Consider the following 13,803-nt stretch of genomic DNA (forward strand, 5'->3'; position numbering starts at 1 on the left):
TCGGACTGCGGTCCGTGCCCCGATCCTGTCGCCGGCTGCTCGACGAACGCTCGACAACCGGTGCCTCACCCTCCCTGTTCCAGCCCCCACGCCCAGGCGGCCGCGCTCTCGACGACCGCGGCCAGCCGCTCCGCGTCGGCCACCGTGCAGCCGGGCGGCGGGCCGAGGCGGCGCAACCGGGCCGCCGGGTCGGTGGGCCGCTGCGGATGCAGCGGTACGGCGGTGAGGTCACCGACCGCGAAGAACGCCTCCCCCGACGGCAGTTCGGCCGCCGGGACACCGGTGCGGCCGGCGCGCTCGGGCAGAGCGCCGTCGTTACGGGCGGCATGCAGCTGCGCGAGCAGTTCCTCACGGCTACGGCCACGCAGGGCCAGCAACAGAAAGGGGTTGTCCTCCAGTGCCTCGGCGAAGGCGTAGTGCACGGCGGCGCCGTGGACGCAGGGGTCGCCGGTGTCCCGGCAGTCGCAGCGCGAGGAGAGTTCGCCCCGGCGGGGGAAGGCGGCGAGCTCCGCCCTGCCCAGGGTCTCGTCGACGTTCTCCGGCATGCGGCCCTCCAGCAGGCTCGCCGTGTGCTGGAGTTGCCCGGCCAGGAAGCGGAGACCGTGCGCCCACTGGTCGTCGGTGAACACCGGCAGTGTCAGCGTCACCGGCCAGGCCCCCTTGGCCTGCTCCACGCGGGCCATGACCTCGCCCGGCCGGACCACGAGGCCCTGCACGGCGCCGTTGCGCGCGAGCGAACGGCCGCGCGGCAGCCTGGTGTTGGGGTAGGTCGCGCCCAGTGATTCCAGAGTGCGGATCCAGCGCCTGCTCCACGAGGTGGCTGCGGCGGCCGCGGGCTGCTGCCTGCTGTCGGACCGGGTACTGCTTGCTGCCGGGCTCACTCGTCGACTCCTGATTCTGTGAGCTGGACAAGGTCACGGAGGGCCGCGTCGTCGAGTTCGGAGAGCGAGGTCTCGCTCATGCCGACGACCGCGTCTGCCAGCGAGCGCTTGCTCTCCAGCAGGGCGTCGATGCGCTCCTCCAAGGTGTCCGCCGTGACGAGCTTGTGCACATGGACGGTTCTGGTCTGGCCGAGGCGGTGGGCACGGTCGCTGGCCTGCTCCTCGACGGCGGGGTTCCACCAGCGGTCGTAGTGCAGGACGTGCGAGGCCCGGGTGAGATTCAGGCCGAAGCCGCCCGCCTTGAGGCTGATGACGAGGATCGGAGAAGCCGTCTCGTCGTGCTGAAACGCCTCGACCATGCGGTCGCGCTCCTCCACCGGGGTGCCGCCGTGCAGGAACGGCACGTGGCCCAGGCCGAGTTCGGCGGCGAGATGACGGCTGAGCAGTTCGCCCATGACACGGTACTGGGTGAAGACCAGTACGCGGTCCTGCGCCGCCACCGCCTCGGAGAGCATCTCAGTGGCCCGGGCGAGCTTGCCGGAGCGTCCCACGAGCTGATCGTCGCGGGTCTGTCGGCCCCGGTGCAGGTACTGGACCGGGTGGTTGCAGATCTGTTTGAGCTCGGTCAGCAGACGCAGCACGTTGCCGTGGCGTGCGAAGCCGGTCCCCAGTCCTTCCTCTGTGTCGAGGGCCGCCTCCACCGCGGCCTTGTAGAGACCGGCCTGCTCCGCGGTCAGGTTGCAGGCGACCGTCGACTCCAGCTTCGGCGGGAGTTCGGCCACCACCGCGCTCTTGAGCCGGCGCAGCACGAAGGGGGCGATCACGGCGCGCAACCGCTCGGCGGTCCCGCTCTCCCCGTCGCGTTCGATCGGGTCGGCGAAGCGCTCCTTGAAGCGGCGGTGCGAGCCGAGGAGTCCGGGGTTGGTGAAGTGCATGATCGACCAGAGTTCGGACAGCCGGTTCTCCACCGGCGTACCGGTCAGGGCTACGCGGTGCCGGGCGGCGAGCCGGGTGGCGGCACGGGCCGTCCGCGCGGTGTGGTTCTTGATCTGCTGCGCCTCGTCGAGGACGACGAGGTTCCAGTCCACGGACGTGAGCAGCTCGGCATCCAGACGCAGCAGGGCGTAACTGGTGACGACGACCTCGTCGGCCCGGAACTCGTCCGCGGCGGTGGCGCGTCGCGGACCGTGGTGTCGACGGACCGTCAACTCCGGTGTGAACCGTGCGATTTCGCGCTCCCAGTTGCTCATCACGGAGGTGGGACAGACCACGAGGTGGGGTCGCTCACCGGTGCGGCTCGCGATCAGCGCGATGGCCTGGAGGGTCTTGCCGAGGCCCATGTCGTCGGCGAGCAGCGCACCGAACCCCAGCCCGGTCAGGCTCTGCAGCCAGGCCACACCGCGCCGCTGGTAGTCACGCAGTTCCGCACGCACCCCGGCCAGTTCGGGCTCGCCGGCGTCGGCCGCGTCGCGCAGGTCGGCCACGATGTCCGCGACCGACCCGTCGGCCAGCGCCGGAACGTCACCGAACTCCTCGGTGTGACGACGGCCGCACAGCACGACGGACAGTGCCTCCACCATCGCCAGCCGCCCGCTGGTGCCGACGAGTGCGGCGAGCCGGTCGGCCTGTGCGCAGTCCACCCGTACCCACCGGTCCCGCCACGGGGCGAGGGGCTCACCGCGCTCGGCCAGGGCGAGGACCTCGTCATGGGTCAGGACCTCGCCGCCGACAACGGCCTCCCAACGGCAGGCGACGGTACGGCCGTGCGGGCTCGCCCCGTTCCTGCGGTCTGCGGAGCCTCCGCGCCGGACACCCACCCGCAGCCGTGGACCGAGCACATTGCCCGGCGCGTCGAGTCCGTCCGGGACGACCACCTCGATACCGGCCATCCGCAGCGCGGTGCCACCGTCGCCGAGGAGTCCGGCGGCCTCGAACGGGGTCAGCATGGCCTGCACCGGATGGCCCTGGGACAAGACGCCCGCGAGGGGCGGGAAGGTACGCGCGGCCAGGGCCAGCTTTTCGGTCAGGACGTCCTGCGGCCGGTCCAGGACGCCGGTTCCGAGGGTGAGCGTGGTGGCTTCGGTGGTCCACACACGCTGGGCGGGCACCAGCGCCGCCGGCTCACCCACCCTCTGGAGGTGGAACGTCAGAGGCCACCGCGCGTCCGGCCCGGCAGGCACCCCGAGCCGCAGACAGAGCCGTACGGCGACCCGCTCGTCGGCGCCGGAGGCGGCCCAGTCCGCGATCCGGTCGGCCGAGGGCGCGCCGGGCGCCTCGACTGCGGCCGCCTCGGCTCCGGCCGTCAGGGCCGTCAGCCAGGCCCCCGGCCAGTCGCCGGCGCGGCTCTCCGACGTGACGTGCGGCCGGTCGTCCGGTGCACCGACGCTGTCCCCGGCCCGGGCACAGACATCGGCGACTGCGTCGCAGAACGCGCCGAGCAGGGTGTGCGGGGCACAGACCCGAAGCTCGTCGGCGCCGTCCTCGGCCACTGTGCCGGGCGGCGGGAGCCGCAGTGCGTGCGCGGCGGCCGGCAGCGCCTCGGCGAGGGCCGCCAGCCGCGGGTCGCCCCCGCAGTCGGCGCGCCAGTGCCCGTGCACGCGGTCCTCCCTGCCGGGGGACAACACGGGGGTCAGATGTCCGGCGACCACGTGCTCCAGGGCGAGTCTCGCGGCGAGGGCCCAGGCGTGCACGGACGGGCCGGGCTGTTGCCCGCCGGACACGGGGCCCGTCGTGTGCAGGCCGGCGAGAGCGGCAAGCGTCTCGCCGACCGGCACCAGCAGGGCGGGTACCTCCGCACCCACCATCTGGTCACCGTCGGGCAGCACCACGGGGAGGACGGCGCCGGATCCGGTGCCGGACGCGGTGTGCGGCACCAGTCCGAGGGCCGCGGCGTGCGTCGCCGGCCACGGCGTTCCCCAGAAGGCCATCCTCCCCTTCCCGGGCACCTCGGGGTCCGGAACGAACGTCGCCTGCAACTGACCGGGAATTTCGGGCCGGCCCATGAGCGATCCTGTCTCCTCGAAATCGCGGATTCGGAAAAGCGCTGTGCAGGATACCCCGAGAGTTGCCCCGATTTCACAGTACAGCTGGATCCGATCCCGCAGGACGGCGAGATCCGGGGCCGAATCTAATTGCTTTTCGCGGCGTCGGTGTACCAGCTTTCCGGATCGACGTCGCGCGGCACCCAGGAAGGCGCCCCCTGTTCCGTGTTGACCGCCTTCTCGATCACGACCAGATTGTGGTGGACGTGGACACCGCTGACGTTGCGGTCGGTGTACGAGGGCCCGGCAGCGTCGGCGTCCGGCTGCCGCTCCTGGTGGTTGAGCCCGTCCAGCAGGTTCTTGACCAGGCCCATTGAGGTGCCGGAGTCGTGGAGATCGGTGGCGTTGCCGCCCCAGCCCGGCCAGTAGGCGGTCTGTACGTCCTCGATCACGTACAGGCCACCGGGCCGCACGTGCGGGAAGAGGGTCCGGAAGGACGTCAGGACGTGGTGGTTGAGGTGGCTGCCGTCGTCGATGACGATGTCGAAGGGGCCGAGGCCCTCGGCCAGCCCCTCCAGGTACCGCACGTCCCCCTGGTCCCCGCGCAGCGGCACCAGGCGGGGCTCGGCGATGCCGTGCTTCTCGTGGATGTCGAGGCCGTAGACGGTGCCGCGCGGGAAGTAGTGCTTCCACATGCGCAGCGAGGCGCCGCCCTGGTCGGGGGCGTCGTAGCCGCCGATGCCGATCTCGAGCACGGTCACCGGACGCCTGCGCAGCGGGGCGAAGTAGCGGTCGTAGTGCGGGGTGTACCAGTGCCCGCCCCACTTGTCGGAGCCGAAACGCACCGCGAGTTCGTCGAGCGACTGTTCCCGGCCGCCGATCGCCGCGGCCAGCTGATGCAGCGCGGTGACGGCGGCCGCCCGCTCCGCGTGCGCCGGGTCGGCCGGGTCGAACAGGGGCCGGTCAGGCTCGGCCACGTGCAGCTCCAGGGTCGCCGTGTACCGGCCCGGCGCTCCGTACACGGCGCGCAGCAGCTCGACGAGGTCCTGGGCGAGGCTCGCGACCGCTGTCCGCGGGGCGCTCGGCACCACCTCGGCGACGCCGCCGCCCAGCGTGACTCCGCAGCCGAGCAGTTCGCCGCCCAGGCGCAGGCTCACCTTCACCGTCGTCTTGCCGACGGGCTCCGGGAACAGCGCGGCGCGCGAGACCAGTTCGCGCAGCAGGGTCTGGGCACAGTCGGCGGCGCCGAGCTCGGTCAGCCGGGCGGCTGCCTCTGCGTCCGGGCGGTCGGCGAGGCCGATGAGGGTGTTCTCCAGTTCACGTGGGGCTTGCGCCGGCATGTGCGCTCCTTCATGGCCGAGTGGGCAGGATCCCGTTCCGCCGTGGCGGACGAGCGGGTCCGAGGCTAGGAGCGGCGGGTCGAGGCAGGCTCGACCTGCGGTGGCGACCGTCTCACGAAACGGTCGCCACATTTCCCCGACCCTTCTTCCAGGTATCGCAGGACACGATATTCGAGGAAAAGTCAAATCCCATTTCTCGATAATTTCGAGACCAGAAGAACGGCATTCTGTCAAGCCACAGCCACTCCATATACATGGATCTCCGAAATGGGGCAGGGCCCCGCCGATCCGGGCGTAATTCGATTCGGCGAGCGGTCGCCGGGCCCCCTTGTCCAGCCCTCCCCTGCCCGCTCGGCTCAGCGAGGTTCCAGGAGTCTTCGAGCGCTTGGAGACAACCTGCCCCGGCCACGTCAACCTCGGTCGGAGAGGCACCCATGCGCGTACTGATAGCGGCGCCCGCCCTGGACGCCCACTTCAACGGCTGCGTCCCGCTCGCGTGGGCGCTGCGGACAGCGGGACACGAAGTACGGGTGGCCGCCCAGCCCCCGCTGACCGACAGCATCACCGCTGCCGGGCTCACCGCCGTCCCCGTCGGCCGGGACCCGGAGCTCGCCCGGGTCATGGCCGCGGCCGGCCCGCGGATCTACGCCCACCACGAGGGCCGGGACCTCGTGGGCAGCCTGGACGAACCGGTGGACGCGGAGTTCCTCCGCACCAGCAACGAGCTGATGACTTCGGCGTTCTACGCACGGATCAACGACGAGGAGACGATCGACGACCTCGTCGCGTTCTGCCGCGCCTGGCGGCCCGACCTGGTGATCTGGGAGACCTTCACCTTCGCCGGCGCCGTCGCCGCACAGGTCACCGGGGTCCCGCACGCGAGGCTGCTGTGGGGACCCGACCTGTTCCTGCACATGCGCCAGACCCTGCTCGGCCACCACGCCCGAAACGGGGTGGACGCCGCGCGCACCCCCGAGGCAGACCCGGTACGGCACTGGCTCGCGGGCCAACTCGCCCGGTATGACATGGAGTTCACCGAGGAGACCGTGACCGGTCAGTGGCGCGTCGACCAGATGCCGGCGAGCATGCGGCTGGCCCCCGGACAGCACACCGTGCCCATGCGGTACGTCCCCTACAACGGCCCGGTGCCCGCCACCGTGCCGCCCTGGCTGCGCGTCGCGCCCGACCGACCGCGGATCTGTCTGACGAAGGGTTTGAGCGTACGCACCATCGACTCGCCCGACGGTCGCGCCGTCACCGCGGACGACTTCTTCGAGGCCGTGGCCGACCTCGACGCCGAGATCGTCGCGATCCTCGACGACTCCGAGCGCGAGCGGCTGACCACCGTGCCCGACAACACCCGGGTGGTCGACTTCGCCTCGCTGCACGTCCTGCTGCCGTCGTGCGCGGCGATCGTGCACCACGGTGGGGCCGGCACCTGGGCGACCGCGGCGGTCCACGGCGTACCGCAACTGGTCCTCGCCTCGATGTGGGACAACATCCACCGGGCCCGCCGCACCCAGGAGGTGGGTGCCGGAGTGTTCGTCCCGCCCGCCGAACTGGACCCGGCCGGACTGCGTTCGGCCCTCGACCGGCTGCTGCACGAGCCGTCGTACGCGAAGGGGGCGCAGGCGCTGCGCGACGAGATGACGGCCGAGCCCGCCCCCAACGAGGTCGTACCCGTGCTGGAGCGCCTGGCTGCACAGCACCGCACGGCCGCCACGTGACCCGTACTCCCGGCCGTCCCGCTTTCCCCACGTTCCCAGGAGGATCAACACCCATGACTCTGTTCGCAGTTCTCGCCACCCAGGCCCCCTCGGGGATCAGCGCCGACGAGTTCCGGGCCCGGCTGCCGGAGGGCTTCGCCTACACCCGCGAACTGGTGGAGCGAGGGGTGATCCGGCACAGCTGGGTCCGCGTGGGCGCCTCGGGCGGGCTCCTCGTCTACGACGTGGCCTCGCACGAGGAGCTGCTGACCCACCTCTACGACAACCCGCTGAGCCCGCACCTGTCGTTCGAGGTCATCCCGCTCGCCGAACCGCGCGCCTTCGACTCGACCTCGTACCGGAACGGCAGGGAGAACACACTGCAGCAGTGAGCAGGGGCGGCCCGGTGCACCACGGAGTGCACCGGGCCGCCCCCTTTCCGCCCGCCGGACCGGTCAGGCCTCCTGCGGCCGGACGGACAGCGCGTGGCGGAAGACGTCCCGCGGGTCCCAGTGCGCCTTCGCCCGTTGGAGCCGGGGGTAGTTGTCCTTGTAATAGAGCGTGTGCCAGGGCACGGACGACTTGTTCCACTCGGGATCTGCCAGGTCGATGTCCGGGTAGTTGATGTAGGTGCCGTCGCTCTGCTCGCCGGGCACAGGCACACCGCCGGTCTCTGTGTAGACGTCCCGGTACAGCTCCCGTATCCAGGCCAGGTGCCGGGCGTCCTGCGCGGGGTCCTGCCACAGGCTCACGTAGAACGCCTTCATCACGGCACCGCGTTGCGCCGTCGCGGTGGTCTGCGGCGCCACCTCGGCCACCTTGCCGCCGTACGACATGAACAGCACACCGGCACTCGCGTGACCGTAGTCGGCGTCGGTCAACGCCTCGTGCAGGACGTCGAGTTGTCCGTCCTCGTAGCCTTTGAGCAGATAGGCCGCCTTGCCCTTGGAGCGCATGCCCGTCACCGTGTCGGGCAGGGTGGGCTGCAGCATCGACTGCAGCCAGGGCCTGGTCCGCACCGTGTGCGCGGGGCGCGGGCCGACCCCGTCGGCGAGCGCGTCGACATAGCCGTCCAGCAGCGACGCGGCGTCCGGCACGGTGGCGTCCATCTGGGTGCTCATGATGATGATCCCGGACGCCCTGTGCATCACGCCGAGCACGCTGAACAGGCTCGCGTACGGGGAGTCGGGCGCGCTGTTCTGCTCGTGCCACTCGGCGTGGTTGCGCATCAGCCGCCGGAAGCGGTCTCCGGTCATGTCCTGCCACGACCAGGTCACCAGACTGTCCAGGACGGTGGCCGGCGGGCGGGGCAGCAGAGTACCGGGACCGGCGCCGGGACAGACGTCCGGCGCACGCAGCCAATACCGGGTGACCACGCCGAAGTTGCCACCGCCGCCCCCGGTGTGGGCCCACCACAGATCCTGCAGGGCACCCTCGTCCTCACGGCTCGCGACCACCGCGCGAGCGGTGCCGGAGGCGTCCACGACGACCACCTCCACCGCGTGCAGGTAGTCGACCACGCAGCCGTGCAGCCGGGTCAGCGGGCCGTACCCGCCGCCGAGGATGTGTCCCCCGGCGCCGACCGTGGGGCAGGAGCCGCCGGGAACGGTGACGCCCCAGCCCTTGTACAGGGCACGGTAGAGCGCCCCCAGCTGGACGCCCGGCTCGACGGCGAAGGCGCCTCGGGCGGGGTCGTGGTACACGGCGTCCATCTGCGACATGTCGATGAGGAAGCGGGTGCCCGGCCCGTCGACGAAGTCCTCCAGGCAGTGTCCGCCGCTGCGGACGCCGATGTGCAGACCGGCGTCGACGGCGTCCTGCACGGCGAGGACGCTCTGCTCGGTGTCACCGACGACGCGAATGTGCTCGGGGGTGCCGGTGAAGCGGTGGTTGACACCGTTGACCAGGTCGGCATAGCGGGGATCGTCGGTGCCCACCGCCACGGGGCCCGGTGGCGGCCGGTGTGGCGTGCCTTCGCTCATCTCGTCCCTCTTCCCTCCGTCGGACCGGCCCTCGACAGGCCTGCTGCTTCGCACACCCCACACGCCCGCCCTCGATTCCGGCTGGACCCGGCGGACCCCGCTCGTCGAGCGGTGTTCGAGCGAGGGTTCTTACGGTGCGACCGTGACCGAGGAGATGAAGCACACGCAGCGCAGGACCGTCGTCGTCACCGGAGGCGGGAGCGGCATCGGGCGGGCCACGGCCCGGGCCTTCGCCATGGAGGGCGCGCACGTCCTGGTGGTGGGACGCACGCCCGGACCACTCCGGGAGACCGCCGGGGAGCAGCCCACGATCAGCACCCTGACCGCCGACATCACCGCGGACGACGGCCCCGACACGGTGGTCACGACCGCGCTGGAGCGGTACGGACGGCTCGACGTGCTCGTGAACAACGCCGCCCTTGGTGTGCACAGCACGCTCGATGACCTCGACACCGCGACCCTCGACGTCCAGCTGGCCACGAACCTGCGCGCACCGTTCCTGCTGACCAGGCGTGCCCTGGACGCGCTGTCCGCGAGTTCCGGCACGGTGGTCAACCTCTCCACCGCAGGCTCGCTCGGGCGCCGCGCCTGGCCCGGCATGTCCGTGTACGGCGCCACGAAGGTCGCCCTCGACTTCCTCACCCGGACCTGGGCCCTGGAGTTCGCCCCGCGCGGGGTCCGCGTGGTGGGTGTCGCGCCCGGCGTCATCGACACCGGCATGGCGACGCGCAACGGCATGCCCGCAGAGCATTACGCGGCGTTCATCAAGGACATGCACGACCGGATCCCCGCGGGCCGCGTCGGAACCCCCGAGGAGATCGCCTGGTGGATCGTCCAACTGGCCTCGCCGCAGGCGCAGTACGCGAACGGCACCGTCCTGGCGGTCGACGGCGCCCTCTCCGTCCAGTGAGCGGCTCGATGGAGCCGGTACCGTGCGGGCGCTGAGCGTTCCGGAATTCCCGGGTGCCGAAGCCGAAGGTCTTCGGCGGCTGCCGGGACCTTTCGCGAGCTGTTTCGCACCGCGGTCCACGTCCCGCCGAGGCGTCGTCCGCGACGCCCGTGCGCCGCCGGCGGCGGCCGGCCTCACGAGCCGGGTTTGACCTCCCTTCAAGCAGCGGCCCCTAGGGTCGCCCGCGTATCCGTCCTGGTTTCGACCGCAGAGAGGGTATCCGTCAGATGACCACCCAGAGCCTTGCCGGGCGCCTCACCCTGTGCGGGACCGCACCTGACACCGAAACAGCCGCGCTGGTCAAGGAAGTCGGCCTGGCGCGGATTGTCACGGTCCTCGTCGACGAGGTGCTGTTCCGCTGTGACGACCCCGTGAACACCATGCCCGTGGACATCGCGCTGGAGGTCGGCCACGGCGAGGAGACCCACCGCACGGTGCTGCGCATGTCCCGCGGCGAACCGATCCGGGTCATCGGTGACGACGACCCGTCGGTGTGTATCCGCCGGCACCTGCAGTTCACCCTCGCCGACCTGGTACACCGCCTGTACGGCCCGCTGCACGCGCAGCACAGCGGTGACTTCACGGACGTCTTCCTCCCGGAACGGCCGGCCGACTTCAGCCGACTGCGGGACATCCTCGACTCCACCCATCAGGCGGGCGGGACACTGCTGTCCGGCTGCACCAGCCAGACGCCCGGCCTCGGCGCGCTCTCGGTGCGCTACGGCTCGGACAAGTGGGCCAGTTTCCACTGGTACACGCAGCACTACGAGAACCACTTCGCCCGGTACCGCGACCGCCCGGTGCGCATCCTGGAGATCGGCATCGGCGGCTACGCGGGTGCCCTGGGCGGCCCGTCGCTGAAGATGTGGAAGCGCTACTTCCACCGTGGCATGGTCTACGGCCTCGATCTGTTCGACAAGTCCGCACTGGACCAGGACCGGCTCAAGGCGCTCACCGGCGACCAGGGCGACGCCGAAGCCCTGCGTGAACTGGCCGAGGAACACGGTCCGTTCGACATCGTCATCGACGACGGCAGCCACGAGAACGAGCATGTGCGCGTCTCGTTCGACGCGCTCTTCCCGTATGTGCAGCCCGGCGGGCTGTACGTGATCGAGGATCTGCAGACGTCGTACTGGCCACGGTTCGGCGGCACCCCGGGGCCGACGACCGCGCCGGACACCTCCATGGGGCTGCTCAAGCGGCTGCTCGACGACATCCACTACGCGGAGTTCGCCCCGAAACCCGACGAGCCCCGCACGATCACCCAGTCGGAGGTGATCGGCGTGCACACCTACCACAACATCGCCTTCATCGAGAAGGGCGTGAACGGCGAGACCAGCATCCCCGCCTGGATGGACGACGAGGCGTGGAAGGCCCTGGGCGCGATCACCCCGGAAGAAGGGCGCGAGGAGGCGCAGTCACGATGACCGTCACGACCGGTCCAGCCGCCGTGCACACGGAGGAGACCGCCGAGCTGCTGACGCAGCTGCGCGAGTATCTCGCTCCGGTGCCGCCGCAACTGAGCATGCCGCCGCGGGCGTTCACCGATCCCGGCCTGTACGAACTGGAACGCGAGCGGATCTTCCACCGTTCCTGGGTACTGGTGGGCCACGCAGACCAGTTCGCGTCGCCCGGGGACTACGTGGCCCTGGACGTCGCCGGCGAGGCCGTCCTCGTGGCCCGTGCCACGGACGGCGCCCTGCACGCCACCTCACCCGTCTGTCGGCACCGGCTGATGCCGCTGGTCGAGAAGGGGCAGGGCAACGCCAAGGACCTCACGTGCCCGTACCACCTGTGGCGGTACGACATGGACGGCCGGCTCATCGCCGCGACCCACATGCGCGGCAATCCCGACTTCGACCCGGCGTCGTGCCGGCTCCCCGGCTTCGCCGTCGAGGAGTGGCACGGCTTCGTCTACGTCAACCTCGACCCGCACGCACGGCCCCTCGCCCCGGAACTGACCGTCGTCGAGACGGAGATGGAGAACTACCGGCTCGACGACATGGTCCAGATCTCCACCTGGACCGAGGACTGGCACTGCAACTGGAAGGTGGCCGTGGAGAACGGCCACGAGAACTACCACGCCATCGGCTTCCACCCCGAGACCGTCAAGCCCCTGATGACCGGCGGCATCGATATGCGGGTGCACTTCGACTCACCCGTGGTCTCGCGGCTGCTGAGCCCTGCGGGCAACCCCGTGCAGCCGACCGTGCTGCCGCTCACCGAGGAAGAGCAGAAGACGCTCTACAGCTTCCGCGTCTTCCCCTGCGGCAGCGTCGCCACCTTCGGCGAGACGATCGCCTGGCTCAGCCTCATCCCGGCCTCGCTGGACCGCACCGTGGTGCGCGGCGGCACGCTGATGCCACGCCGGATCGTCGAGCAGGCCGGCCTGGAGAACCTGCGCGGGCCGCTGGAGGAGTTCACCGCACGGGTCAACGCCGAGGACCGCACCGGTCTGGAGGCCGTGCAGCGCGGGGTCGGCTCGCGCTACGCCGGACGCGGCCACCTCAGCCCCAAGGAACCGGGCGTGCTGGCCTTCTACCGCTCGCTGGCCGAAGGGCTCTGCGGCTAGGACGCGACGGTGAAGCCCCGGAGACCTCGTCCGAGGTCTCCGGGGCTTCACCGTCGCGCCGTGCTACGCGGTGCGCATGTGCAACGGCAGCCTGCTCGGCGCCAGCAGGCCCTCCGGATCGTGGAACTGCACCGGTTCGGTGCCGGAGACCTCGAACGACTCGTAGCGGGTGAGCAGTTCGGTCAGTGCCACCCGCGCCTCCAGACGGGCCAGCGGGGCACCCAGGCAGACGTGCGCGCCCTTGCCGAAGGACAGATGGCGGTTGGAGCGCCGGCCGATGTCGAACGTGTCCGGGTCGGCGAAGGCCTCACCGTCCCTTGCCGCCGACACCAGCGCCACGCTGACGAGCGCGCCCTTGGAGATGCGGTACCCGCTCAGCTCGGTGTCCACCGCCACCCTGCGGTCCAGCCAGATGAGTGGCGAGCGGTAGCGCAGCACCTCCTCGATGGCCGCGGGCAGCAGCGCGGGGTCCTCGCGTAGCTTGGCGGTCACTTCGGCGTGCTCGTCGAAGCAGAGCACCGCGTTGCCGATCAGCGCGCTCGTGGTGAGGAACCCGGCGATCAGCAGCAGCCCGAGGAAGCCGACGATCTCCACGTCGTCCAGGCGCCTGCCGTCCAGTTCGGCCCGGATCAGGTCGTTGATCAGCCCGTCGCGCGGCTCGTCCCGGTGCCACCGCACATGCCGGGTAAGGTAGTCGTTCATCTCACGGATGTACGGGGCCATGGCGGTCACACCCGCCTCGCTGCGGATGGCGTCGACGCCGTTGTCGACGAGCAGCGCGTAGGCCCAGCTACGGAACAGCTCGTGATCCGACCGGGGCAGGCCCATCACCTCGGCGATGACCGTGACCGGCAGCGGATGAGCGAGGTCGGTGACCACGTCCATGGTGCCGCCCCGCGCGTCGACGGCGTCCAGCAGCTGCCGGGTCACCGCCCTGATCCGCGTCTCCAGCCCGGCCACGAAGCGGGGCGTGAAGGCCTGACTGACCAGCCCACGCAGCTCGCGATGGCGGGGCATGTCCATGTTCTGGAAGTTGCCCTTCTGAAAAGCGATCAGCTCCTCCACCGGGGGCATGAACTCGCTCATGTCATTGGAGAACGTCTCCGCGTCCTGCATCACCTTCAAGCCGTCCGCGTAGCGGAAGACCCGCCACCGCCCGGACGTCGGGTCGTGGCTGACCGGTTCGTCCCGGCGCATCCGCTCGTACCAGGCGAGGGTCTTCTGCATCTCGTCCGAGAAGTGCGGACCACCCATGGGTTTTCTCCTCGCGTTCCTGGCCCGAAGGCCTTGTTGCCGGCGTCACCGCACAGCTCAACAGGGTTCACTCGAAAGCCGATCGAGCCGGACACGACAGCGGGACGGCCGGGCCGAGGTCTCCCTCCGCCCGGCCGC

10 protein-coding genes are annotated in these 13,803 nt (G+C 70.8%); 5 read left to right on the forward strand and 5 right to left on the reverse strand.

What is annotated here, in order from left to right:
* Nucleotides 1-65 precede the first annotated feature (65 nt).
* The 3 genes from OHT57_RS14665 to OHT57_RS14675 all read right to left on the reverse strand — a co-directional run bounded on the left by OHT57_RS14665 (nucleotide 66) and on the right by OHT57_RS14675 (nucleotide 5,202).
* Nucleotides 66-881, reverse strand: coding sequence for an SWIM zinc finger family protein (locus tag OHT57_RS14665; protein WP_328746833.1), 816 nt, complete (start codon nucleotides 879-881; stop codon nucleotides 66-68).
* Complete coding sequence (locus tag OHT57_RS14670; RefSeq protein ID WP_328746835.1) at nucleotides 878-3,883, reverse strand: DEAD/DEAH box helicase; 3,006 nt, start codon at nucleotides 3,881-3,883, stop codon at nucleotides 878-880. Before OHT57_RS14670 ends, OHT57_RS14665 begins: the two co-directional genes overlap by 4 nt.
* Nucleotides 3,884-4,008: 125 nt before the next feature.
* Nucleotides 4,009-5,202: a class I SAM-dependent methyltransferase gene (locus tag OHT57_RS14675; RefSeq protein WP_328746836.1), complete on the reverse strand. Its 1,194-nt coding sequence runs from the start codon at nucleotides 5,200-5,202 to the stop codon at nucleotides 4,009-4,011.
* 434 nt (nucleotides 5,203-5,636) lie between these two features.
* Here OHT57_RS14675 and OHT57_RS14680 point away from each other — a divergent pair, with 434 nt between their 5' ends.
* The gene (locus OHT57_RS14680; protein WP_328746837.1) at nucleotides 5,637-6,929 is read left to right on the forward strand and encodes an activator-dependent family glycosyltransferase; all 1,293 of its coding nucleotides are present in this window, start codon (nucleotides 5,637-5,639) and stop codon (nucleotides 6,927-6,929) included.
* A 53-nt stretch (nucleotides 6,930-6,982) separates the two neighbouring features.
* Nucleotides 6,983-7,300 carry a muconolactone Delta-isomerase family protein gene (locus tag OHT57_RS14685; protein ID WP_328746838.1) on the forward strand — a complete coding sequence of 106 codons (318 nt, stop codon included), beginning with the start codon at nucleotides 6,983-6,985 and terminating at the stop codon, nucleotides 7,298-7,300.
* Nucleotides 7,301-7,363: 63 nt separating this feature from the next.
* Here OHT57_RS14685 and OHT57_RS14690 read toward each other — a convergent pair whose 3' ends face one another.
* Complete coding sequence (locus tag OHT57_RS14690; RefSeq protein WP_328746839.1) at nucleotides 7,364-8,890, reverse strand: FAD-dependent oxidoreductase; 1,527 nt, start codon at nucleotides 8,888-8,890, stop codon at nucleotides 7,364-7,366.
* 142 nt (nucleotides 8,891-9,032) lie between these two features.
* On the opposite strand from OHT57_RS14690, the gene OHT57_RS14695 reads away from it, so the two are divergent.
* From OHT57_RS14695 to OHT57_RS14705, 3 genes are all read left to right on the forward strand, one after another.
* Nucleotides 9,033-9,800 (forward strand): SDR family NAD(P)-dependent oxidoreductase, encoded by a 768-nt coding sequence (locus tag OHT57_RS14695; protein WP_328746840.1) that lies wholly within the window; start codon nucleotides 9,033-9,035, stop codon nucleotides 9,798-9,800.
* 266 nt (nucleotides 9,801-10,066) lie between these two features.
* On the forward strand, nucleotides 10,067-11,266 hold the full coding sequence (locus tag OHT57_RS14700) for a class I SAM-dependent methyltransferase (protein WP_328746841.1): 1,200 nt from the start codon (nucleotides 10,067-10,069) through the stop codon (nucleotides 11,264-11,266).
* Nucleotides 11,263-12,411: an aromatic ring-hydroxylating oxygenase subunit alpha gene (locus OHT57_RS14705; RefSeq protein WP_328746842.1), complete on the forward strand. Its 1,149-nt coding sequence runs from the start codon at nucleotides 11,263-11,265 to the stop codon at nucleotides 12,409-12,411. The genes OHT57_RS14700 and OHT57_RS14705 overlap by 4 nt, the downstream gene beginning before the upstream one ends.
* 63 nt (nucleotides 12,412-12,474) lie before the next feature.
* Here the strand turns inward: OHT57_RS14705 and OHT57_RS14710 are convergent, their stop codons facing one another.
* Entirely contained in the window at nucleotides 12,475-13,665 is a 1,191-nt protein-coding gene (locus OHT57_RS14710; RefSeq protein WP_328746843.1) for a cytochrome P450, read from the reverse strand.
* Nucleotides 13,666-13,803 lie beyond the last annotated feature (138 nt).

This window comes from Streptomyces sp. NBC_00285, from assembly GCF_036174265.1.
In the GTDB taxonomy this organism is placed as follows: domain Bacteria; phylum Actinomycetota; class Actinomycetes; order Streptomycetales; family Streptomycetaceae; genus Streptomyces.